At 60.5% G+C, this 25,026-nt stretch carries 10 protein-coding genes; 4 read left to right on the top strand and 6 right to left on the bottom strand.

The window, feature by feature from the left end:
- The first annotated feature begins 1 nt into the window (after position 1).
- Together QF038_RS15325 and QF038_RS15320 are read left to right on the top strand one after the other, a co-directional pair.
- Entirely contained in the window at positions 2-3,079 is a 3,078-nt protein-coding gene (locus QF038_RS15325) for a DUF3427 domain-containing protein (RefSeq protein WP_373461650.1), read from the top strand.
- A 109-nt stretch (positions 3,080-3,188) separates the two neighbouring features.
- Positions 3,189-4,193, top strand: a complete 1,005-nt coding sequence (locus tag QF038_RS15320; protein ID WP_307610942.1) for an IS481 family transposase — start codon at positions 3,189-3,191, stop codon at positions 4,191-4,193.
- Between the two features lie 58 nt (positions 4,194-4,251).
- On the opposite strand, the gene QF038_RS15315 is transcribed toward QF038_RS15320, so the two are convergent.
- From QF038_RS15315 to QF038_RS15290, 6 genes are all read right to left on the bottom strand, one after another.
- On the bottom strand, positions 4,252-5,274 hold the full coding sequence (locus QF038_RS15315) for a hypothetical protein (RefSeq protein ID WP_307610940.1): 1,023 nt from the start codon (positions 5,272-5,274) through the stop codon (positions 4,252-4,254).
- Between the two features lie 71 nt (positions 5,275-5,345).
- A complete protein-coding gene (locus QF038_RS15310; RefSeq protein WP_307610938.1) occupies positions 5,346-7,274 on the bottom strand; it encodes an AAA family ATPase in 1,929 nt (642 codons plus the stop codon).
- A gap of 2 nt (positions 7,275-7,276) precedes the next feature.
- Complete coding sequence (locus QF038_RS15305) at positions 7,277-10,189, bottom strand: DEAD/DEAH box helicase (RefSeq protein ID WP_307610936.1); 2,913 nt, start codon at positions 10,187-10,189, stop codon at positions 7,277-7,279.
- 565 nt (positions 10,190-10,754) lie between these two features.
- The gene (locus QF038_RS15300; protein WP_307610934.1) at positions 10,755-13,904 is read right to left on the bottom strand and encodes a helicase C-terminal domain-containing protein; all 3,150 of its coding nucleotides are present in this window, start codon (positions 13,902-13,904) and stop codon (positions 10,755-10,757) included.
- Complete coding sequence (locus QF038_RS15295) at positions 13,894-15,774, bottom strand: phospholipase D family protein (protein ID WP_307610932.1); 1,881 nt, start codon at positions 15,772-15,774, stop codon at positions 13,894-13,896. The genes QF038_RS15300 and QF038_RS15295 overlap by 11 nt, the downstream gene beginning before the upstream one ends.
- Complete coding sequence (locus QF038_RS15290; RefSeq protein WP_307610929.1) at positions 15,767-16,975, bottom strand: DUF6361 family protein; 1,209 nt, start codon at positions 16,973-16,975, stop codon at positions 15,767-15,769. Before QF038_RS15290 ends, QF038_RS15295 begins: the two co-directional genes overlap by 8 nt.
- A gap of 298 nt (positions 16,976-17,273) precedes the next feature.
- Between QF038_RS15290 and pglW the strand changes: the two genes are divergently transcribed.
- Both pglW and pglX read left to right on the top strand, forming a co-directional pair.
- Positions 17,274-21,440 (top strand): BREX system serine/threonine kinase PglW, encoded by a 4,167-nt coding sequence (pglW, locus tag QF038_RS15285; RefSeq protein ID WP_307610927.1) that lies wholly within the window; start codon positions 17,274-17,276, stop codon positions 21,438-21,440.
- Complete coding sequence (gene pglX / locus QF038_RS15280) at positions 21,437-25,024, top strand: BREX-2 system adenine-specific DNA-methyltransferase PglX (RefSeq protein WP_307610925.1); 3,588 nt, start codon at positions 21,437-21,439, stop codon at positions 25,022-25,024. Before pglW ends, pglX begins: the two co-directional genes overlap by 4 nt.
- The last annotated feature ends 2 nt before the right edge of the window (positions 25,025-25,026 follow it).

The raw sequence follows: 25,026 nt of genomic DNA, 5'->3' as shown, positions 1-25,026 counted from the left end.
TATGACGACACTGTCAAAGCTTCCCCTGTTGGAACCGTGTTTCGAATCAGTAGGAGACGAAGACACTCCCGATCTCCTCTCCCGTCATGTCGCCGACGCAGTGCGCGACGCTCTCGCTGCCGCCCACCCCGCGGACAGAGTTGCCCTTGCCAACCGACTACTCGAAGCGTTGCAGCAAAATGACCGCATCGCGGACGGGCCCACGGTGCTCCACTCGCTCCACCGCCCCGACACCCTCAAGCGCCGCCACCTCCGCCGCCCCACAACAAGGCTCAGCGACTCCGCGCTCCTGACTAACAGCAACGAGGACCCCAACCTGGCTGCAGAACTGCGCGCAGAAATAGAGTCAGCGGACACCGTCGACCTCCTCTGCGCCTTTGTCCGTTGGACCGGCATCAGACTTCTCGAGCCGGCACTTGAGCAGCTCAGAGACCGGGGCGTGAAACTTCGCGTCATCACCACCACCTACATGGGCGCCAGTGAACGCCGGGCCATCGACGAACTTGTCAACCGGTACGGAGCTAAGGTCAAGATCAGCTACGAGACCCACTCCACCCGGCTCCATGCGAAGGCGTGGCTGTTCCGCCGCAACTCAGGCTTCCACACCGCCTACGTGGGCAGTTCGAACCTAAGCAGCGCTGCACTCCTGGACGGGCTCGAATGGAACGTCCGGCTCAGCTCGGTAGCCACGCCGGCGCTCCTGCAGAAATCCGAGGTCACTTTCGACAGCTACTGGGAGCAGCGGACCTTTCAGCCCTACGACCCGGAAGCGGACGGGGACAAGCTGGACGCAGCCCTGGCCCGCAATGGCGGGAGGGCCACCGGGGCGCCGGAGTGGAACACCGGCCTGGAAGTCCAGCCCTTCCTCCACCAAATTGAGATGCTTGAAGATCTCGAGGCCGAGCGCACCAAGGGCCACCATAGCAACCTGCTCGTCGCTGCCACGGGCACCGGCAAGACCGTAATCGCGGCATTGGATTACAAGGGGCTCAGCGAAGCGGCCGGTCGGGACCTCAAACTGCTGTTCGTCGCGCATCGGCAGGAAATCCTGAAGCAATCGCTGCAGACTTACCGGCGGGTGCTGCAGAAAGGCTCCTTCGGCGAATTGTTCGTCGGGGAACATAAGCCAAAAGATTGGAAGCACGTCTTCGCGAGTGTCCAGTCTCTGGCGTCCCTTGGACTGGACAAGATCGCGCCAGGCGACTTCGACGTCGTTGTCATCGACGAGTTCCATCACGCCGAAGCACCAACCTACCGCAGGATCATTGACCACCTGCGCCCCCTGGAGCTCCTTGGCCTGACCGCCACTCCCGAACGTGGTGACGGCGTCGACGTCGCCAAGCAGTTCTTTGACGGCCGCCGGGCCAGCGAGCTCCGTCTCTGGGACGCACTGGACGCGGATCTCCTGGTGCCGTTCCACTACTTCGGCGTTTCCGACGACGTCGACCTCAGCCGCTTGGAGTGGAAGCGTGGCAGTTACGACGTCGCTCAGCTGGACGCCCTTTATACCGGCAATGAGGCGCGTGCCGGCAAAGTGATCCGCGAACTCCGCGACAAGGTCACCAGCACAGCGGACATGCGGGCCATTGGCTTCTGCGTCTCGGTGCAGCATGCGCTCTACATGGCAGAGGTCTTCAACCGTGCAGGCATCCCATCCGTCGCCGTTTCCGGAAAGACCGACGACGGCGAACGCGCCCTCGCGCTGCAACAGTTGCGGGACAGGACCATCAACTGCATCTTCGCTGTCGACCTTTTTAACGAGGGCCTCGACCTGCCTGAAGTAGATACCATCCTGCTGCTCCGGCCCACGCAGAGCGCCGCCGTCTTCCTCCAGCAGCTGGGACGCGGACTGCGTCGCGCCGAGGGCAAGGCGGTGCTGACGGTCCTGGACTTCATCGGTCAGCAGCGCCGTGAGCTCCGCTTTGATCTGCGCTACCGGGCGCTGACCGGCTACGGCCGCAAGGAGCTGGAGAAGGCTGTCGAGGACGAGTTCCCGTTCCTGCCGTCCGGCTCGCAGATCGTGCTGGACCGGGTGGCGCAGAAGGTGGTGCTGGACAACATCAAGGCACAGCTCCGGTTTAACCGGGCGCAGCTGGTCCGGGACATCGCCTCATACGCCGAGACCGAGCTGGAGGCCTATCTGGAGCGGTCGGGGAACGACATGAAGACGATCTACCGGTCCACCAGGGACTCGTGGACCGGGTACCTCCGCCAGGCAGGGCTGATCGAAGGGCTCTCACCCCTGGAGACCGTGCTCCGCGGGAAGATCGAGGAGCTGTCGGACACGGAGGAAAAGAAGCTGCTGGGCCGCATGGCCGCGCTGATTCACGTGGACGATCCCGAACGTGTCGATGCCTATTCGATGCTCGTTGCTCCCGACGCGCCCCGCTACGCCGAGCTCGGCATGCGCGAGCAGACTTTTGCACGCATGCTTTTTTACACGGTATGGGACGACGGCGGCGGATTCACAACGTACGACGACGGCCTGGACCATCTGCGTAGCTACCAGTTTGTGTGCCGCGAGATCCGTCAGGTCGTGAGGCTGGGGGTGGCTGCATCGAAACATGCAGCCAAGAGCCTTGGTGCCGGGCTACAGCATGTCCCGCTGCTCTCGCATGCTACCTACCGGCGCGAGGAGGTTCTCGCGGCGCTTCAGTACGGCTCGCTGGAACAGGGCAAGAACGTGCAGCACCGCGAGGGCGTCGCATGGTGTCCTGCAACTTCCACAGATGCCTTCTTTGTCACCCTGAACAAGGACGACAAGAAGCATTCTGCGACCACGATGTACAAGGACTACGCCATCAGCCCGGAGCTGTTCCACTGGGAGTCGCAGAACGCGACGTCGCCGACGAGCCCGACGGGACGGCGCTACCTTGACCGGGTTTCCCACGGCTCAAGGGTTCTGATCTTTACTAGGGACACTGCGGACGACGAGACCGGTCTGACTGTTCCGTATACATGCCTGGGGCAGGTGGACTACCTGCAGCACGTCGGCGAGAAACCGATGGCGATCACGTGGAAACTGCACCGGCCGATGCCCGCGGATGTGTATGCGGCATCGGCCGCAGTGGCTCGCTAGCTGTACTGTCCCGGCAGGTTGATGACACGGGTACTGATTTGACGTAATAAGAGGACCTCCGGGTGTTGTGTGGTGCTTGTCGAGAGCAAACACAAACCAGGAGGTCCTCGTGTCCCACCGTAACGCGTTTCTGGCCTATTCGGGGCGTCTGCGTCTGGCCCGTTGCATCGTGGTTGACGGCTGGCCGTTGCGCCGTGCCGCCGAAAGATTCAATGTCTCTGTCCCGACCGCCACACGCTGGTCCCGCCGCTATCGGGAACTGGGGGAAGCGGGCTTGGAGGACCGCCGGAGCCGGCCCCTGACCTGCCCGCACCAGACCCCGGTGCGCACGGAGCGACGCGTGCTGGGACTACGGGTGAGCAGGCGGTGGGGACCTGCCCGAATCGCCTACCACCTGCACCTAAACATCTCTACGGTCCACCGCATTCTGACCCGCTATCTCTGCCCGCCACTGCGGTTCACCGACCCCGCCACCGGGGTCAGGGTCCGTGGCCGGGACCGGGCCCGCCGGTACGAATACGCCTGGCCTGGCGAAATGATTCACGTGGACATCAAGAAACTTGGCCGGATCCCGGACGGCGGCGGACACCGCGTCCACGGCCGGGTGCAGGGCGCAGCGAACTCCCGGGCACGGAACCTCGGTGAAGGCCGGGCCAAATACCGCGGCCAGGTCCGGGGCTACTCATTCCTGCATCACGCAGTGGATGACCATTCCCGGTTCGTTTACTCCGAGATCCTGCCCGACGAAACCAAGGAAACCGCGTCGGCATTCATGCTCAACGCCATCGCCGCGTTTGCCGCTCGAGGCGTCAAAATCCAGCGGGTGCTCACCGATAACGGCGCCTGCTACCGCTCCCGTACCTTCGCCGCTGTCCTCGCCGAAGCCGGGATAAAACACAAGCGCACCCGGCCCTACCGGCCGCAAACCAACGGCAAAGTCGAGCGCTTCAACCGCATCCTCCAGGAGGAATGGGCCTACGCCAAGACCTACCGCTCAGAAGCCGAAAGGCAAGCCTGCTACCCGGACTTCATCAAGTACTACAATCAGCGCAGGCCCCACACCGCACTCAAAGGCGCCTCACCAGCCAGCCGCGTCATCAACCAACCGGGTTAGTACAGCTAGCTCTTTCTTGGAGTGGCCTGGCCAACAAGCCGCTTCTAAGGGAAAACTTTCAGCGCGTCCCCCAAATTTTGAATCTGGGTGTGGCTTGCACTTGCGAGCGGCGAATATCGGATCTCAATTGCTCAATTTCAGTGGTAAGTGCAACCAGCTTATCGTTCAGACTCTGAAGTTGGATTGCGCTACTAGCGCCGCCCTCCGTTCTTTCCTGCTGTCTCGATTCCATAATCCGGATTCTTTTCTCTAGTCGTTGATGCCGGAATGCTTCAAGTAGAAGGCGGCAGGCGACCGTGCCTCGAAAAAGTGCAATAAACAAAACGAACATAATGGGGAGCGCCAGCGTCAACTGCCACTGGGCGAGCGTCCCACCTGGCGGCTGGAATTTGATCCAAATGAACAAAAGGACCGCCGCCGTTGACATGAGACCGCCGGACATCATCACAACGTACTGCCTGAAATCTAGCGAGCCTTTCCGTAAGAGTCTGTGGAGAGCAGCTCGGCGCGAAAATGATTCGATCCGCGCGTCGTCAGCACAGATCTCATCAATCCAACGACTCGCTTCGCGGTACCGTCCCGGAAGGAAGGCGGCGTCTACCCGGACTCGAAGGTCGCGAAGCTGTCTCAGCGCGACGGAAGGCTTGGCATCGCGTTCAAACGGGAAAACTTCAATTCCCTCCTGATGCCGAGCTAATTCTCTTACCGTTGAGACTATAATAAGAAGGCTCACGATCATGGTTACAGTCAGCGTCACCCATGCATCATTTATTAGTCCTGGTTTGCTCGATGATTCAGCGAATTGGTAAAACGCCCAACTCGTGCCAACGCTGGCGACTAATCCCACCGTGGGTATAACAATCAGGGTCGCTAACATCTCAATGCTGATCACCGAATCACGACCCCACTTCGCTTTATTCTTGGGGCGGCGGTTCCAGTGAACAAGTGCCTCGTTTATTACATAAGCCATCATGTAAAAAAATACGGTGACAGGGAAAAAGAAGCCTGTTAGAAAGGCGCTTAGGTATCCGCGTTTGATCTTTCTGGCAGAGTTTGTCCCGTAACCCAAAGAAGTCCTCATAATTTTCGTAATTTCATTTTCTAGTACCCTGCTGAACCGAAGCACAATAACGGCTTATACTCCGTCAGTTGTTATGTACCGCGCTGCAGCTTTTTGGTCGCTCGCGCCAAAGCGGCTGGAAGAGGCTTGTCGTGCACAACGACGAGCTCCAAGTTGGCACGTGTTAGTGAGGTATAAAGCCGACCGTTAGTCCCGGAACTGGCACGGAAAGTCGCTGGCTCCATGACGACGACGGCGTCGAATTCGAGCCCGCGAGCCTCCTCTGGCGAGAGAAGTTGAAAGCGCTTCCGTTCCCCCGTCACGTAAGCGTGCCGTCCATCGGCTTTCCAGCCTGCCAGTCGGGCCGCTGCAGCCACCCCTTCAAGGTTGGGCGTGATGACCGCTACTGTTCCTTCCGGGTGATCCGCGGACAGTCGAAGGCATTCGTCGATTGTCAGGGACTCCATCGTCCGGCGGCGCTCCGCCACGCTGATGACCAAGGGCGGCTTGCCCTCGCCAAGAGGCGACGCTCCGCGGCGGCGTTGGGTGATCGGCAATAGGGATGCAGCGAAGTCGGAAATGGACTGGGTTGTGCGGAAACCGCTGTTAATTGTGTGCTCCGCCCAACGACTACTCGGAAGATCCCTATACAGTTCGCTCCACTTTTTGAACGTCCGAGGAGAGTGCCTTTGGTTCATATCTCCGACCAGGCTCCACGTACCGGAATTTAGGTGCATCAGCGTCTGCCATTCAAGCAGTGACAGATCTTGGGCTTCATCAACGATGATGTGCGAGTGTCGCTGTGGCGGATTGATCAGCACTTGGACGTATGCGAGGAGGGGCCAAAGGGATGGTCGGGAACGTGCTGTCTCGTAGGTGCGGGGGAGTGTGCTTCTCCATGAGTAAAAATCTCTCGACCGAGCAGACGCCTTGGCCGTTTCAAGGATCAGGATTGCTTCGTAGGCAGCACGCAAACTGCCAGTTCTCCGAGTCGATTTGTACAAGGCGACTAAATCCGCAATGACTCGCTCCGAGCCTTTCGGTGGCGCGGCGGCATCTTCCATTCGTCGGCCAAGGATTTGTTTTTCATCTATTGCCAGCACGTCCACAAGTACCCGCTGGATCGAGGTGATACGGACCAGTCCTGCGCCATCGTGCAGGTCCGCTACCGCCAGAGAAATGTGTTCTTCCCACGCCTCGGTCGGGCCCACCAATAGTACGTCCTTGAGGGGCTGCCCCCTGTTAGGGTCAACTAGCCAGGCTGCACGGTGCGTAGCGATGATCGTTTTTCCGGTACCGGCGTGGCCCTGAACAACAAGGGAAGCAGTTGGGTCTGCCGTAACGAGACTGTATTGCTCGGGCTGAAGAGTGGACAGGACCGCTTCCAACCCGCCCGTCCTTGGGGCGGCCAGCGTCGCTCGCAGGAGATCTTCGGTAGTTGAGGGCGCGGACTCAGCCGGGGTTTCGAGGTGCGAGAAAAGGTCACCGTTGACTGACGGCGGTGGGAGGAGCAGGTCGGGAATCAGGTCCACTTGTTGTGGCTCGGTAATCGGAGCCTTCTCTGCGCGTGTTTTGGATAACCAGGATTTTCCACCCGCCGGAGCGGGTCGGGGTGGTTGCTTCGGTTGGCTGCGAGCGGCAACGAAAGGATCGCCCTCAGGGCGTACAATCCAGTCGTCCGCATAATCAGTCAAACGGTCTACTCGCTTCGAAAAACGACGCCGTGCCCTGATTTTTTGGTTGTTCCAGCGCTTCTCACGTCCAAAAAACATTGCAGCGGCGGGGGCAGCCCAGCTGATTACGTAAACACCCTCAGCCTCCAGGTGACGTGGTCCGATATAGAAATCTTCAAACGTGCCTTTTTCTTGGCCTTCGACCGACACTCGCCCAGTAAGCGGTCCTTGTTCCTTCCGAGACCGCGATGCTCCAGCGGCGCGGTACTCCAACTTTGACGCGGCACTTTTTATGTAACGACTGTTCACCGCGTTCTCGTAGGCCAGAACCTGTGACTTCTTATCCACGTTCAAACCACCTCGAACTGGGCGACGGCGAGTTCTTGCAGCGAAAGGCTTGTCTGTCGACTGGTGCTGATCCGTGCCATCGAGTCATTGAAGCGGTTCTCCCCCCGTGTCAGCTGCCCCTGAAACGCCTTCCTCATGCTCGGTGCTTGGGCCATCCTGTTCAGGACTGATATTCGATGATTCTTGAATACTTGCTTCGCCCGCATTTCTCGTTCGAGGACCAGTGCCTCATTTTCCTTCTGACGATCAAATTCGATCTCGTGCCGTCTCTGCCTCAGCGTCTCCATCGATGCGGTGGAAAGAATACCTGCTTCTGGATGTAGCGAGGCTGTCCCCTCACGAAGACGGCCTTGCGCCAAGGCCGAAAACAACAGTCCGCCGACCGAATCGTCCATTTGTTCACCGGTGTCTAGGTTTATCGACGCTGTCCACAGCTCATGAGTCGGGCGAAGTCCCCGCCATTCAGCCGCGGCGAATGCCACTATGTAGGTGCCAGGTCGGCATTCGTCCGTAGCATCCGCCTGGAGCATCGAAAAACGCGGAACATGGTGGTCCTGATAATCGTGTGAGGCCATCTGGACTAATGGGTGATGACCATTAAGTAGCGACCCGCCCTCGAGTCGGGCTATTTCCGGACTCAGAGACAGAACGACGGGCCGCTTGGCCCGAGCTGCACTCTCCACACGAGTGATCTCAGAGGAAGTTTGCCCATTGTCGCGGCGCCACGTGACCATACGATGGAGCATCTCGTCATTTATTGAGACCCTAAGCTCCGAGGCTTCGCGATTGATGTCAGCTTTGCCACCTCTAATCCGAGCCCAATCGGCAACCAGGGTCGCCAGCTCGTTCTGGCCAAGATAACGGCCCCGAGCCACTCGCTTCTCTACCGCTTCTATGCCGAATTGATCCTCGGCTTGAAGCTTCGATGCGGCAGAGTCCAGCTCACGTGAATCGGACTGGTTCTGCTCCACGGCAGCCAGGGCTTTGTTGAGCTTTGACTGCTGCTCGCTCGCGCTCAATGTGAAGTCTAGAACGATGTCCTGGATCTCTTCGAAGCTTTCGGCCAAAATCGGCTCCAGCTCTCCAATCGAGTGCTCGAAAACTCCAAGCCGTTTATAGAGACGCTCCAGAATTTTCGTTTCGATCGTTTCTGGTGTGGAGAAGTTCAGGATTAGAATCTTTTCCGAGGATTGCCCGATACGGTCGATACGGCCGATACGCTGCTCAACTTCCATTGGATTCCAGGGGAGATCGTAATTAATCACGAGTGAACAGAACTCGAAGTCCAGACCCTCACTTGCTACTCGTGTGGCGATCACTAGGTCGAACTTTCCAGCACGGAATTGACGCATTAGTGTCTCTCTGTCATCGACGGAGACACCACCGTGAAGTTCCGCGATCCTCATTAGGGGGGAAAGGCGCTTCCTAAGATAGGCCAGCGTATCCCGCGAGAACGTGAAGAGGAGGGCTTGACGGCCTCTCATCTCGTCGGAATTCAGTGCCTCGATAAGCGCTTCAAACTTTGTGTCCGTCGAACCTAGCTCAAGCGCGAGCTTTACGACCCCAGGAGGCGGTGTTTCCTGCTGCAGAATTGAAGTCTTATTGGTTGCGCTTCCGCCGCCGTCACCGTCAGATTCATCCAGCGCGCCGCGAAGCACGCTGCGGGCGGTTTCCGGCAGGCAGCTCCCGGCCAGCCTAAGGGGCATCTGTAGAGCGAACCCCGTAGGGAGCTGACGTTGGATCGAAACGTCGCGGAGCCATTGGTAGTACGCCTCATAGAAGTTACGCTCCGCGTCCGTCCAACGGACTGGGGCGTTGGTGGCGTGACGTACTGTTGTCGACTCGTTTACTTCAGATTTCTTAGTACGCGTGATAACCGCAGACAGCCCGTGGAGTTGAGAGCAGGCCTCCCTCAGCGCTGGAACCTGATCAGGGCCAAAACTGTCGTCTTTAAGAAGTTGTTCGAGCTTGCTGAACGCAGCGCGCTGCCGCAGTGCCGCCCCCATGCTGGAGTCTGCAATTCGTCCTAGCCATAAGCGCCTTTGCGCGTTTGTCACTGATGGGTTTGTGGCGCTTCGGCGAAGCAGCTGAAGTGGCTCATGATGGTCAAGCCTGGCCTCGAGATCCTGAACCGTTTCCACTTCACCGGGCATGAGCAGCTGCATGAGTGACAACAGATCAGAGTTCCCGAGGTTAAGCGGCGTAGCACTCAGCAAGATCATCGAAGCCGAAAAATCCCGCAGTAGGAGCCCGAGTTTGTGGCTAGCAGTTATTGAATTCCGCATCTGGTGAGCTTCGTCTACGATGCACAGATCAAGACCAAAGTTCAGGCCGTCCAGCTCGTCCAGGTCTTTAAAGCTTCGGAATGTCTGAAGAGAAACTACATAGGCAAACCGGGCGGGAAGTGTTCCGTTTCTCAGCTGTTCAACCATGTTCGAAAGATCCGCAGACGAGCGTCTCTGCAACTCAAACCCGAAACGGTTCTGCATTTCGCGCCGCCACTTTTCAACGAGAGCGGAGGGGCACACAATCATGACACGGTCGGCCTGGCCTCTGGCCGCCATTTCCGTCCAAAGCAGCCCTGCCTCAATCGTCTTACCCAGGCCCACCTCGTCGGCAATCAGCATGCGTTCCGTAGCCGAATCGAGGTATTTGAGTACGGGTTTAAACTGATAAGGCAAAATGTTGGTCTTGGAAACTCCGTAGGAGAACAAAGCGTCCGTCACACCGCGGTTCAGTTTGGCCCGCGTTAACATTGCGGAAAAGCTGGCGGCCGGTGAGGGGTCACCGGATACCCAATCTGCCTCACCCGCGAGCTCTGGGATCGGCTCAAGGTCGCGCTCCGACACCCACTGATGCTTGCCATCGGTCCTCACGTAGTAGCTCCACGCCGTGCGGTCGAGTCTGCGCTTCATGATCGTGGCATCCCGTCCAGTGGAACGGGCTACCGCTAGGTCCCTCAACGAGAATGATGGGGCTGGAACTTCCAATCCATCCGGCCACCAGTGGTCCAACCAGTTCAGCCCTGCGGGCCCGAGGTCGTTCTCGGATGCCTCCGCCAACGTGGTCCGTTGGGCCGGTTCCGGCAGCGTGCTCAAGTCGCCACTTCCGTGGAGGACTAGAGCATCGGTGACGCCGTCAGTCGTGGCCCAGTAGATCCCGGGGGGCAACTGCGGATCTTCACCGGCACGGGTCAAGACGCGAGTTTCCACGTCGAGTTCTAAGTCCAGAGGAGTGCAGCCCACTTGCAGGACCCGCCCCCACGAGGCACCGAGCTGGACAAGGTCCGAAATCTGCGGATGGTAACCGCACATGTTCTGGTTAATAACTTCCCCCAGTTGTAGCAAAAGACTTCCTGAGACAACTGTGACTCAGGGGTCTGACAATTCGATAGCTGAATAATATGCGAGCGTCTAGTCAAGCTGAACGTACGGCGCTCGCCATTGTGGTTTCCTGCAATCTTGGGCGGTTTGTTTCGTTCTACGGCCGCAAGTTCAAGGGCTTGATCTCCGCTCCATCCTTGATCAGCCCCAGCAGATCGTCCTGCCGGGCCTGCCCCAGGGTCAGCCGGTACTTCGCCAGCCCGGCCAACATGTGCTTGGTTCGCGGCACATCACGGCTCAGTGGATGATCCAGCAGTCGTCGCTCGATCTTGTGTGCTCCGGGGTGAATCCAGTGCGGGGCGAATTCAGAGCCGGAATCTTCCAGCCGCGCAGCGATCTCAGAGGCGGCAACCGAGAACAGTGCTTCCCACGGATCCGTCACCCCAGGCTTTAGCACCGCGGCGCCGTGGGCATCTGCCACGTTCTTACGTACCGCATGTCCCAGATACCGGTGCACCCGCCCCTCCCGCTGCTCGAAGTCGACAGGATTGCCCGGGACATTCCAGTGGATCACCGAGTGCGCCCACCAGTGGAAGTCGATGCCCTCTTGGCCCACAGACGTGGAGGCCAACACGAACGGCCAGAACGGACTGTTGAAGGCTCTCCGGACATCGGGCATACGGTTGCTGTCGCCGTCGTCAGTCTTGGCGTTGCTGTACTTCACGGCGAAGCGCACACCCATCCGGAGGTCCTCGTGGGATCCGTCGGGATACTTGGCGAGCATCTGTGCCGGCTTGAGGGACAGCGAGCGACGGACGTCATCGGCCAGGACCCACAGCTGCTCGTTGGTGATCTGCCCAGGAGCCTGCTGGCTGCGGAGCTGGAAGACGTACTCGTCCAGCACCGCCTGGAGGTTTCCAGCTTCGCAGTAGCGCAGGACCTTCTGCCAGTAATCGCCTTCGGGATACAGCTTGTCCAGCAGCTCCGTGGCGTCGAGCCGGTTGAACAGCGTACGCAGGCCGGTTGCCGCGAACACTGCGCCCTTCCAGAGCTCAGCACCGTCGAAGTCATCGGGAACCACACGCCGCAAGGCGCGGTAGAGGCAGTTGGCCGGGGAGTTGACGGCCAAGTCTTCGATTCCGTCTTCCCAACCGGTGTGCTCGCCGCCGGTTGCCTCCAACATGCGCTCAATGTGGGCAAGGTATAGCCCGGCCTCGGAACCGCCTTCCTGGTCGACTTCCCCGCCCTCGCTGGCCTTGCCTTGCTGCTGGGTGAACTCGTCCAGCTGCCGCAGCTCTCGCGTCGCCAGCTTGGCATCGTTCTTCCACTCTGCCGGCAGAGCGCCCGGAACTCCGAAATAGGAAGCCCATGCGCCGAGGCGGCTCGCATGGTCGACGGACGTGCCGCCCAGGATGGTGTTGCCGGCAGTCGCGGCAGCATCCCGGACAACGTCGGCGGGCACCGCAGAGCCACTCATGGACGCGCTTTGCAACGGATCACCAACCAAGGCAAGGGCAGCATGGGGAATGAACAACGCCAAGGTGGACATAGCCTGTGGTTCACCTTCGCGGACACGGAACCGCAATCGACCACGGAAACGCTGGCGGGCATCAGCGGTGTTTTCACCGTGCAGCGGAGACCCCTCAAGAATTTGCCGTTCAGCGTCGTAGGAGAGCATCGTGGTGATCGCCGTCGGAGCGGCGTTCCACGCGGAGAAGACCAGCTGCTTGGTAACGGCCGCTCCAACTTCGGCGAAAGCCCCGGAAGGCTCAACGTACGGGAGTGACGGCGGCATCCACAGCAGCTTCCACCAGCCTTGCCCAACGGTGTGGTCCCGCACGGCCCTGAACTTCGCGTTGTCAGTTTCCACGGCGCCATAGCGGCGGTACGCATCTGCATCGATCGTCGTCAGCGCCGGCAGCAGCGGGTCAACGGCTTCGCGGTCGCATTGGATCCGCCCGTCCAGCATCCTGCCCACCTTGTAGTCCGTCAGGAAGTGGGCGAACATCGGCACGGACTTCCAATACTCCATGGGATTGCCAGTGCGGGTGGCCCGGAACAATGCGGAGAGAGATTTGTAGCTCGTAAGGTCGGCAGCCCGGACATCGGTAGGCGCCATCTCAATCACGGACAGCATGTCGTCCTTGCCCAGCTGTGGGCGCTCCGTCCGGGCCATAAACATCTTCAGCCGGTCTTCAATCCGCTCGGTAAGCGCATCGTCCGGTACCTGCTTGAGCAGCTGCGTCCGCCGGTCGTCCAGACCTGCCTCGAGGCTTTCCATATACCCGGAACGCTCGCTGCTCAGGAACCGCAGCAGCTGCCGGAAGTCCGCGGCGTGATCGTCGCCGTCAGCGTCATTCGCAGCCGTGTGCGCCTTGTACGGCGTCGCCGAAAGCAGGATGAGCTTGGCCCCCTTGTAATTGAGGAACTGCCGGGCGAGCTCTGTGGCGGCATCCTCCTCGGACGTGGTGCCGGGGGAGTAGAGCAGATCGCGGAAGCGCTGGAACTCGTCGAGAATGATCAGGTCCGGTTCCAGGCAATCCAGGCCTGCCTGGGCGAGGTCTCCCCGTAGGCCACCGATAATGGCGCTCATGCGGGGCCGAACAGCATTAGCTCCGTCGCGCGAAGCATCACGGAGGGCTTTGCGGAACGCGGGCAGATTGCCGCTTTGGTGGGCGATCGTCCGGAAACGGTTCCGTACCGGGACGGAAAAACCACCAGGGAATTGCTCGTGCATGTATTGCACGCGGCGAGCGAATCGCTCGGTCGAGGAGCCGGCGCGAAGAAGCTCAACGGCGTCGGAATGCTGCTCCTCGCAAATGACGCCGAGCTGCGCCAGGATGCGGAAGAGCACGGCCCGCTCCCGCGCCTGCCCTGTCGCGCCTCCCACATTGAACGACGTACCCGGTGTCAGCGAAATGAAGTTGACGCGCTTGCGGGTCCCGGGCGCCGCCGGGGCGTTGAGCTTGGCCAACTCGGTGGGCAGCAGTGTAAGCCTTCCAGACTCGATGATGTCCTTCTGGCCTGTGACGTTTAGACGGCTCAGGTTCTGCTTTGCCAGGTCAGCATTGGAACAGACGTAGACGACGTCGATGCGGTCCACGCCGGAGTCCCTCTGGTCGAGTCGCTCAATTGCCTTCGCTATGACGCCCCGGGCCACCATGCTCTTACCGAGGCCTGTCTCGTCGGCCACAAGGAAGCGGTCCGCCGGCTGATCGTCCAGGTACAGGCGTTTGAAGACGTGTTCCACGGTCCGGCGCTGGAACCCGCGGAGGCCCTCCAGAGCAGGCGTTGCGTCAAACCCCATAAAGTTCCCCCATGTCTAGTGCCTCCGTGGCTGCCGTCCACAGTGCGTGCAGCTGTTGAATCTCCGGATCATCGCCGCGAAGGGCGAGCAGCCGGTCCATGACCACCTTCAAGTCTGGAAACACGGACGACGCGTCGGGGCCAGCCATAGCACCCACCATCGCCTCGAAGAGTCCGGCGGTGGATCCGTCTCCAAAACCGGAACTCGCGAACCACCCAGTGCCGGTTCCGGAGCCGGGCAGCGCATCTTCGGGCGTGAGGAACAGCAGCAGGAACTGACGCAGCTTCTGCGGATCATCGAGTTGGCGGGCGACGATCTCATCCAGCCGCCCCTCGGGGTCCGTCCGCAGGCTGCCCTGAATCACCGTGCTCTTGGACAATTTGGCGTCCGGGTCCTCGAGCGTGAGCACCAGGTAAGGGGTCACGTCTGCGAGCGGTATTGCTCGGAAGGAATGGCCATGCGGGCCAGAGGAAGGCTCGACGACGGCGCTCGGCTGGGGGAGCGAGAGGAGCCTCAGCGTCGCGGTGAACTCGGGCTTCGGCGACCAGTCATGCGAGACGGTCACCGTGAAGGCGTTCTTTGGTCCGTCATCGGGAACGGCGTCTAGGAGGAACCGGTGCGCTGCGGCATCCCGCAGGGCATTCTCGAGTCGGAAGGCTGCCTTGTCTTCCTCCGAGCGGGCTTGGCCGCCCGTACCGTCATAAACCGCGAAGGGAACGTCCTTCATGCTTTCCCTGATCCGCTGTACCCCGAGACGCTTCTTGGTTCCGCGCATTTCCAACAGGAACTCCACGTTCCGCGTGAACCCTGCCTCGGTGGCGTTGGCGGATCCCAGAAGGGCGTAGGTGAAGTGGTCGTAGTCGCAGAAGTAGGCCTTGGCATGCAGGCCGGTCAGGTCATCTGCCACGCGCTGGATTCCTGATTCGCTTATCTCGCTCAAACCTGAGTCCGCCGACTCGGGGATGCCGAGCTCGTCGAAAGCCTGGAAGGACGTACGGGTATCGGCCACGGTCTTCTCGTTGAGCAGGTCCAGCTGGTCGCCTCGCGAGTAGACGTAGAGGTTCTCTGTCCAGCGGTCCTGCAGCCGGCCGATCAGCCGGTCGTCCAAAAATGGCGAGATGACCAGCTTGTCGCGTCCCAGGAAGGCTGCGTTCCCTGTTTTGTTGTTCAGCGCAATGAAGTTCTCTGGGTCTCGGAGGTGGGCCACGATCGAGCCCTGTTCGAAGTCTTCTCCCATGCCCATCGGGTGGAACGCCAGACGGTGGATGTCCTCGGGCAGGTCCCAGCGGACGTTCGCGAGGCGGGAGGCGAGGCCGCGCACCCTGGCCAGTCGGTCGGCGTCGGGCTTTACCGTGCAGAGGCTGGGGAGCCCGGCGATGAAGCGCGCAAGAGGCCCGCTGTCCGGGCCGACATCGTCGACGTCCTGCACGGGTTCGCCGTCCAGCCGGACGAGAAGGTCCCAGCTGGCGTCGGTGGTGAGGTTGCGGCTGCTGCACAGGAAGCGGTAACGGCGCTCGTGGTCGTTCTCGAATTCAAGGAGCCAGACTTTGGGGTGGAACAGGCCGCTTTTGACGCTGACCTGGTGGACCATCGGTTCCAGCAGCGCGAGCAGGTCGGAGGCATCCGAAGGTGCCTTGATGTGGCCGGCCTGGCAAAAGATGTCTACGCGGTCGGAGACTTTACGCAGGGCACTGAGAACTGCCACCGGATTGGTGAATTCTTCTCCGGAACCGGCGACGAAGCTCAGCGGTACCGACAGTGCGCTGGTCATGTCCAAAGTGAAGGTGGTACCCACGGCATGGGCGAGCCGGAATCCGGCTGGCGGGCGCAGTTGTTGGGTGAGTGCCTGCCTGTTTGCTGGATTAAGCATTTGCCTGTCCTTCCCGGACCAGCCCGGCGTGGATATCCAGTACGTTTCGGCGGACTTGGGTCCAGCGGAAGGTCAGCGACGCAACTTGGGTTGGCGGTTGCCATGCACGGAGCCGGCGTTCGTTGCGAAAGCGTGAGTTGGACTTCTTCATCAGCTTCTCCCGGGTTTCGACCGCCTCGCGGAAATTTGCGTTGTCGATCAGCTTCCTGGGGCTTACGGCGGCTGCGAGCATTTCCCGGGCGAAGTCCGCAGTGCTGCTGTTAATGCCTTTGTTCAGGGTTTTGGCACGGCCGAGGTAATCCTCGATGTCCCAGTTGGCGAGGAGTTGGCGCTTGCTGTCGCGGCGTTCTTCCCAGGCTTCCAGGAGATCCCGTGTTGGCTCCAGAGTGTCGGCCTCTTTGGAGAAAGTCTTTCCTGACAGCTCCGCGAGAAGGTGCTGATAGAGGATGGTGGCACCGTTGTGAATGAAGGAGAATGCTTCAGCATCGTTGAGCCACCGCGCTGGTCCTCCCTCCGCACTGCGGCATGCGGGGTCAACCCAAGGTGCCCGCGACTTTGGTTCGGGACTGGTCGCGGAGCCAACGACGTGAGCCAGCATTGTGCCCGCGCAAGTGATAAGGATCCGCTCCTGGAGCCACCGCGCTTCATCGTGGGACAGCGTCAGTCCATTCTCTTCGGACTGCGGAAAGCCTTCCGGCGGCTTTGGCAGGCTTGGATCCCAGATGTAGTAGGCGTTTTCGCCTTCCTCAGGGGAAGGGGTCTCTGCGCACATTAGTTGTGCGACGGCGGAGCGATCTGTCTCTGGGCTGACGATCCCGTATCGGCGAAGTGCCGACCAGTAGGCCGCTGATGGCAGCTGCTGAACGTTTCTGCCGGCGTCGCGGCCGATGAAGCTCTCCACGCCCAGTTCCTTGAACCGGCCAATCAGCTGCCGCTCAGATTCCTCGGACCGCTTCCGAAGGTCCTCAGGGTTTCTAGTGCCGCGGTGAGCGGTTTGATAGGCCCAGGGGACAAGGAGCATGTAACGTGCGCCGAGGTGCAGTACGGACGTGCCGGGGAACAGGCTGTTGCTGATCGCGTCGCGGAGCTGGCCCATGCCGAGGTCGTCCGTGGTTTCGGGCGTGCCGAAGAGCTTAACGAGCTCACGCATCTTCGAGTTTTCCTCGGTGGATGCGTCGAGCCAGGAGATCAGGGAGGTCATGGTTCTGAGGACTCGCTTCTGCGCTGGTGCCAAACGTGTGCAATGGTGGCACTCCGCAACTACGAATCGTCCCCCAACTGCACATTATGGCACCGGGCTCCCACGGCTTGTGAAGCTGCGACAATCCTCAGGAAATCCTTCGTTTCACGTCTTGTGCCTTGTATCCGACGAGGACTTATCGCGGCGGCTAACGGGAGCGCAGTGAACTGCCGCCCCAATACGCGATCTATGATGTTGGTGCAGGACACTGACAGCAGTGCGAGGGGACATTCAATAATGGGGGAGTACCGATAATCCGATGAAGGCTGATTCGCCCCACTGGAAGGTGATGGGACCGCCTGCTACGCCGGAAGAGGCGGCCGCGCTCGAGGCCTTTCGCAAGGTTTTGCCGGACGATGGGCGTACCACTGCCTGGGTCAACCTGACCTTTATCGACACCAATAGCCGCACCGCGGAAATTGACGTCTTGCTGCTAACCCCGGTTGGTCTCTTCTGCGTGGAGCTCAAGGGCTGGCATGGCACCATTACCGGCAACTCACAGCGCTGGTATCAGCCCGGGAAGACGCACCCCAACCCGTTCCTGGTAACTGACAGGAAGGGGAAGCGCCTCGCGTCGCTTCTGAAGTCCTATGCGCCATCCCACGTGGAGCGGTCAGTTCCGTGGATCACGGCGCTCATTGTGCTCCATGGAGAGGGCTCCACATTCGCAGTCGATGCCTCCGGGAGAGCAGGTGTCATAAAGCTTGACGGATATAACGTGGCCTCCAGGCCTCCGCTGCAGCGGTTGAGCGAATTCCTGGCGACGCCGCCGGAGAACCCCCGGGATCTCATCGACCCCCAGCGCGCACACATGGTGCGGCAGCTCTGCGACAGGGCGGATTTCCGTCCGACCCCTAAAACCCGGATGGTGGGCGACTACGCTGTCGCTGACTCTGATCCAGTAGCAGAAGGTGTCGACTGGCAAGACGTTGTCGTTACTCACCCGAACTTGTCGAAAATAAAGCAGCGGTTGCGCCTGTACGACGTACCTCCCAAAGCGTCCGCGCTGGAGCGCAAGCGCATTGAGCAGCTCGCCCAAAGGGAGTACCAACTTACCTTCGGCATCCGCCACGAGGGCATCGCAGTACCGCATCAGTACTTGACAACCGATGATGGGCCGGCGCTCGTCTTCGAATATCAAGATAACGAGCGTCCACTCGACGCCTACCTTGTAGACGAGGGCGCCGTCCTGACGTTGGACGACCGCGTAGCGATGACCGAACAACTTGGGAACATCCTCCGGTTCGCCCATAACCGTCATCTTTTTCACCGCGCTTTGTCACCACAGCGGGTATGGGTGCGGCCATCACCGGACGGGCCCCGCCTTGAAGTACGGGACTGGTACTCTGCTCAGAAAAACAGCGAAACGGCCACTTCAACAAACTGGACCGTCATCAGCCGCGGTGTGACGGACCTGCTCGGTGTGGCAGGCGCTGTGGACCTGGTTTGGCTTGCGCCGGAAGCACGTCTTTCGGTGACTGACGTGCCTGGCACACCTCTGGACGTCTTCGGATTCGGTGCATTGGCGTTCTTGATCCTGACCGGCAAGGCCCCGGGTACGACTATCGTCGAGGTTCAAGAGATTCAGCAGCAGGCTGGGCGATTCGATCCCCGTGCGGTCACCGCCGGTCTTCCGGACACCTTGGCCGAGGTTGTGGCGGAGTTGACCAGTGTTGACGAAACTGTCCGGCCCTCGTCCTTGGAAGACGCGCTGGAACTTATCCGCATGGCATGGGACGAAGCGCGTCGGCCTGACACCCAAGCCCCGCCGGTCGAGGTCAAGGACCCGCTGGACGCCCAGACTGCCGACATGATCGAGGGACGGTTCCTCGTGGTCAATCGCCGCGGTGAGGGGTCTTCCGGCATTGCCCTTGCAGTACTGGACGATAACTCGGGCGACGACAAGGAGGTCATTCTCAAAATCGCCCGGGACGACGCGGCAGGTCGAAGGCTCGACGTCGAGGCTGCGGTACTCAAGGATCTTGAGCACCCGCGTGTCGTGCGGCTGACAGAGACGCTGTTCCTCGGCGGCCGCCGCGTCCTGCTCATGTCCGACGCCGGCAAGGAGACTTTGGCTACGCGTCTGGCTAAGGAAGGCCAGTCGACCTTGGAGCAGCTGCAGCGCTGGGGAACCGATCTTCTGGAAGCCATGGCCTACCTCGTCGACGCCCAAGGCGTCTTCCACCGGGACATCAAGCCGGCGAATCTGGGCATCGCACCGGATCCTGCATACCGCAAGCCGCACCTGACCTTGTTCGACTTTTCGCTGGCCCGTGAGCCGCTAGACAACATCACCTCGGGCACCCCCGGGTACCTCGATCCCTATCTGGGCAAAGGACGCCGCACCCGCTACGACCGGGCAGCTGAGCTGTGGGCAGTGTCAGCGACGCTGTTCGAAATGGCGACCGGGGTGCTGCCTTGGTGGACCAACGGAGCGAACACCCCTGCCAGCCCAACCGACTCCCCGGTCGTAGAGCCGACGTCGTTCGATCCGGCTGTCGGCGGGCCTCTTGCCGAGCTGTTCCGCAAGGCGCTGTCGCCGGACGTAAAGGAGCGTTTCGGCAACGTCGAAGACCTGTTGCGTGCCTGGAGCGGCGTCTTCGCAAGCCTTGACCTGAACGACGACGCCCTGCAAAAGGACGAGGAACTGGCGTCCAAGGCGACCCTGGAGACGCCGCTTGAGCAGTCCGGCCTGTCAGCCCAAGCACTCTCTGCGCTGCGCCGCCTGGACGGCGTGGTCACTGTTGGCGATCTCCTCGGCGTCCACCCCGTCAAGATCAACGGCATCCGCGGCTTGGGTGAAACCTACCGCAAGGAAATCCAGCGACGCATCAAGCAGTGGCGTACCTTCTTGCGGCCTACCGAGTCTGCACCTGGGCTCAACGTAGCCCTTGGTGTCGACAGGGTAGTCGACAACCTCCTCGAGCGGCTTCCCGCGGCGGACAAGCCGCTCGCGCAAGGCCTGCTCGGCCTCGGCGACGGCTCCCTGTGGCCCACCGCTGCCGAGATCGCCAGCAGTTTCCAGACCACTCGCGAACGCGTTACCGGTATGCTCGATGACGCTGTCGCTGAGTGGTCGAAGGACAAATCATTCCTCACGGCGTGCAGTGAGCTAAGTAATATTGTGGCAAATGCTGGACGCGTCATGACCGTGCCAGAAGCTGTCGCCGCGCTCCTGACTCTTCGTGGCTCCACCCTTGACGGTGCCCAACGCTCTGCCTACGGCACTGCGCTCATCAGGGCGATCATCGAGCTTGATGCGCGGAACAGCCACCCGGTTTTCGTGCTACGCCGCCGTGCAGGCGCCAAGGTTGACCTGTTGGCGCTGAGCGAGGACGACGAGGTCTCCGAGGACGGCCCGGCTGCCCCGCCTGCAGACTTGCTCACCGAGCTAGCCAGCGAGCTCGGCAGTAAAGCAGATGAACTGGTGGTTAGAGGCGTCGTCGCCGCCAGCACAGCGACCACTGAACTTCGCAGCGTCGTCGGTGACCTTGACGGCGTCGGCCAGTGGCAGGTAACCGACGCCCGCCTCCTGCGTTTGGCTGCGGCGGCGAGCCAGACGGCGGCTGTGTCGGGGTTCCACGAGCTGTACCCACGGGAAATGCCTGTCAAGGAGGCCTTGGAACATGCGATGCGCGGTAAGCCAGGCCGTTCGATCAGCCAAATGGCGGTGCAGCGTACGCTCAGTGCGCGGTTCCCCCATCTGACCGAACCGCTGCCGGCTGCCAATCGGCTCACCGCGCTTATGCGTGAGCTCTACCCCGAGCTTGTGTATCAGAACGGGGTATTCGCCCCCAAGAGCACGGCGTTGTACACCACCGGTACGGTATCAACGACTCAGTTTGCTGCTACACCCGCCGCCGAGATTTCGCGCAAGCTCACGGAGTCGCTTCAAAGGCATGCAGCACTCACCCTGACTGTGGCCCCCAAACGCTATGTTTTGGCCGAGCGGGTATTGGCCTCAAGGTTCGGCATCGAAGTGCTCGACATCGCCGAGCTCGTCGTTAGGGCTACGAGAGAGCAAATTGAAAAGGCCGGCGGTATCTGGAACGGCCTGCTGACCTATGACGCTTTGGACCGTGACAGCAAGCAGTGGAAGGCGCTCGAGGGGGTCGTTCAAGTGGCCGTCAAACCCGTGTGGGAAGAACGGCTCAGTTCAGACCGCCCCCTTCTGCTGACAAACGCCGGCCCGTTGGTGCGCTACGGGATGACCTCATTCCTTGCCACCCTGCTGGACACGGGCACCAAGCGGCCCGCCGCCCGCTGGTTACTGGTTGCCAAAGCTGGCGACGCCCGCGCCCCGCTCCTGGAAGGCCGTTCGGTTCCGCTCGGCCCCAGTGGCTGGCTAGACCTTCCGTCCGACCTGACCCAGGTTGCTAATGATATGACCACCGAATTTATGCAGCGTTCCGGAGACCGTTCATGATTGACTCTTCCGCCCTTCTTTCCGATCTCAAGGTTCAGTTGCGGGTGTTGCAGGCTGACCTGAAGTCGCGGGCCGATGACCCAGGCACCGTGTGGGGCGCTGCCTTGCAGCGTGAGCATGCGGAGGCGGTGAAGCGTGAGCGCACGGGTCTGTCGTGGTCGGTGTGGCGGGACAACGAGGTTGATCAGGCGGCTGTCGCATGGGTTCTTGCGACGACGTTTGTCCGGTTCTGTGAGGACAACGATCTGCTCATGGGTGCCGTCCTGGACGGCGTGCCGGTCCCGGTCAGCTGGATCGCCGGGCCTGGTGACCGGGTCCTCCGCGCCCGGGAGAACCAGACTGCGTATTTTCGCGTCAACAGAAGTCATCATGACCGTGACTGGCTGCAACAGTCGTTCCGGGTGCTGGCTGCCCAGCCCGCCGGGGCAGCTCTTGTCGATCCCCGGCATAATCCGGTTTGGACCGCGGAGATCAGCGCCGAGGCCGCTAAGGGGCTCGTTGGCTTCTGGCGCCGCACTCGCGGCGACGGCGTGCTGGTGCATGACTTCACCGACCCGGATCTGGACACCCGTTTCCTGGGTGACCTGTACCAGGACCTGTCGGATCATGCGAAGAAAACTTACGCGCTGCTGCAGACGCCGGTGTTTGTTGAAGAATTCATCCTCGACCGCACCCTGACGCCCGCGATCGCCGAGTTCGGCGTCGACGGACTCAAGGTCATCGACCCTACCTGCGGATCCGGTCACTTCCTGCTCGGGGCTTTCGAGCGCCTCAACGAACAGTGGGCTGCCGAGGCCCCCGGCATGGATCCCAGGCAGCGGGTCCGCAAGGCGATGGACTCCATCCATGGCGTGGACCTGAACCCCTTTGCCGTGGCTATTGCCCGTTTCCGTCTCACGGTCGCGGGGATCCTGGCCGCGGGCGAGAAGTCTTTGGTCGGGCTGGAGGAGTGGGGGTTCCATCTGGCCATCGGGGACTCGCTCCTGGGGGAACAAGGCGTCACTAATGCCCTCTTCGGTGAGGACGCCTATACCTACTCCACCGAGGACCTCGGCGAATACACCGACATTCTCAAACCTGGGCGGTACCACGTCGTCGTGGGAAACCCGCCCTACATCACGGTCAAAGATCGGACGCTCAACCAAGCCTACCGCGCTGCCTATGCCACCACTCATCGCCAGTACGCGCTGACCGTACCATTCATGGAGCTGTTCTTCCGCCTGTCTATTCGCGGTGAGCAAGGTCGGTCTGCCGGGTACGTGGGCCAAATCACGGGCAACTCGTTTATGAAACGAGAATTTGGCAAGCTTCTTGTCGAGGATTTCTTCGGCGGCCGGAATGTAAAGCTGGGGCAGGAGAACCCGGTAGATCTCGTAGAGGTAATTGACACATCTGGCGCCTACATCCCAGGGCACGGAACTCCGACCGTAATTCTGGTTGGCAGGCGTCGTCGCCCAGTGTCAGCTACTGTCCGCGCTGTCTTAGGGGTACGAGGTGAGCCTGGCATACCAGCAAACCCCGCTAATGGACTTGTGTGGACTGAAATTGTGGCTCACGTGGAGGACCCAGGCCACGACGGAACTTTCGTGAGTGTAACGAATTTGGAACGAAGTGTGCTGTCGAAGCATCCGTGGTCCCTTGGAGGCGGTGGTGCAAGCGACTTGAAGCAATTGCTCGAGGCAACCTCGTCTTCCCGGGTAAAAGAGGTGGTGGCGACAATGGGTTTATCGGTCGTTTCGGGTGAGGACGAGTTTTACTTCCTCGGGGAACCGACACGGCGACTTTCAGATTCCATTCGTCCAGGGGTGCGTGTGGTGCGAGGGGACGAGGTTCGCGACTACGCAGCAGGCCTAAGTGAAGTTGTTATTTGGACCCAAGGGGAAAACCTAAAGCCCTTGCTCTTCGACAGTATTGGAAATACCAGTCAAAAGCTGTTGTGGATGTTTCGCGAACACCTATCCCGCCGCAAAAAATTTGGGATCTCCATGCGGGAACGTGGACTTACATGGTGGGAGTGGCGCGAAGTTTACCCCGACAAAATCGGCAATGACCGGGTAATTGTATTTCCTTTGGTTGCTACCCACAATCACTTCATGATTGATCGATCGGGGGCCCCCGTTCATCACTCGGCGACTGTAATCAAGCTGCCAGGAGATGCGAGTGAGGAACAATTCCTTGGGGTGTTCGGTTTGATGAACACCTCCTTAGTGTGCTTTTGGCTCAAGCAGGTCAGCCACAGCAAGGGGGGGGATCAGGCCGAACCTTGGGGCTGGCGCTATGAATTTACAGGCACGAAGCTAAAAGAGTACCCGTTGCCGGATAAGCTACCAGGCATTCGTGGGGGCGTGCTCGACGAGCTGGCGCAACAGCGGGAGATGGTTTCTCCCTCCAACATAGTTGCGAAATGGGTCTCTGAAGGGCGGACAGAAAGTCTTGCTGAGCTGATTGAGCGGTCCGAGCGTCGATGGGCCTATGCCGTCCAAAGAATGGTTTTCGAGCAGGAAGAGTTGGACTGGGAAACATACGCTCTCTACGAACTTGTCGATGAACCGATGACTTACAGTGGTTCATCGATGGAGCTTATTCACAGTGGGCAGCGGGCGTTTGAAATTGCGCTGGCTCGGCGCATTGATGGTGGCGAAGAGCAATCAGCTTGGTTTGAAAGGCACGGATTGACGCAGCTGAATGACGTGCCCGCGGACTGGCCTGAGGACTACCGAGTTCTCGTGGAGAAGCGGCTAGCTATCCTAGAGTCGGACTGGAAGATCCGCATGCTTGAACGTCCAGAGTACAAGCGTCGTTGGGCAACTGCTCCTTGGGAGGAGCAGCTCCGAGATTCACTGCACGCAGCGATACTCGACCACCTCGAGGATGCAAAACTGTGGCGCGACCACCAGGGAACTACCACGCGCTCGGTGGCCCAGCTTGCCGACATGCTCCGTCACGATCAGTTCCTGCTCCAATTAGCACGAGAGTTGACGGGCAGTCAAGAACCAGATCTTGTGGCGGTAATTGGGTCTTTGACAAGCACCCAAGCGGTCCCTTTTTTGGCGGCTTACCGGTACAAACCCTCGGGCCTCGAGAAATACAATGAGTGGCAGAGGGTTTGGGATCTGCAGCGGCGCGAGGACGCCGGGAACAAGGTCACAATTCAAATTCCAGACAAGTACTCGGCGGCGGATTACCAAAAGGTTGAGTACTGGAAGGCCCGCGGAAAGCTTGATGTTCCCAAAGAAAGGTTTGTACTGTATCCGGGCGTCGGACGCGAGGGAGACAGCAGCCTTGTACTCGGCTGGGCCGGCTGGAGCCACCGTGACCAGGCGGTTGCGCTGGTCCGCGAGATCATGAACCAGCAGGCCATCGGCGTGGCGGAGGAAGCTCTGGTGCCGATGGTTGCCGGGCTCGTCGAGCTGGAGCCGTGGCTGCACCAGTGGCACACCGAGCTCGAACCGGAATTCGGGTCCAGTGCAGCACAAGCGGTCACCAGCCAGATAGACCAGCTCCTGGCACAACTGCAGCTGACCCGGGACGACGTCAACGCGTGGCGACCGCCACCGCCTGTCCGCGGCCGTAAACGTGGATAACG

It is taken from the genome of Pseudarthrobacter sp. W1I19 (assembly GCF_030817835.1).
Taxonomy (GTDB): Bacteria; Actinomycetota; Actinomycetes; order Actinomycetales; family Micrococcaceae; genus Arthrobacter.
The sequence above is the reverse complement of the archived record's forward strand: the minus strand, read 5'-3'. Positions and strand labels throughout refer to the sequence as shown.

Coding starts and splice junctions, on each gene's coding strand:
- QF038_RS15325 (WP_373461650.1), top strand. CDS start 2: ATGACGACACTGTCAAAGCTTCCCCTGTTGGAACCGTGTTTCGAATCA.
- QF038_RS15290 (WP_307610929.1), bottom strand. CDS start 16,975: ATGACCTCCCTGATCTCCTGGCTCGACGCATCCACCGAGGAAAACTCG.
- pglX (WP_307610925.1), top strand. CDS start 21,437: ATGATTGACTCTTCCGCCCTTCTTTCCGATCTCAAGGTTCAGTTGCGG.
- QF038_RS15300 (WP_307610934.1), bottom strand. CDS start 13,904: ATGGGGTTTGACGCAACGCCTGCTCTGGAGGGCCTCCGCGGGTTCCAG.
- pglW (WP_307610927.1), top strand. CDS start 17,274: ATGAAGGCTGATTCGCCCCACTGGAAGGTGATGGGACCGCCTGCTACG.
- QF038_RS15295 (WP_307610932.1), bottom strand. CDS start 15,774: ATGCTTAATCCAGCAAACAGGCAGGCACTCACCCAACAACTGCGCCCG.
- QF038_RS15305 (WP_307610936.1), bottom strand. CDS start 10,189: ATGAAGCGCAGACTCGACCGCACGGCGTGGAGCTACTACGTGAGGACC.
- QF038_RS15315 (WP_307610940.1), bottom strand. CDS start 5,274: ATGAGGACTTCTTTGGGTTACGGGACAAACTCTGCCAGAAAGATCAAA.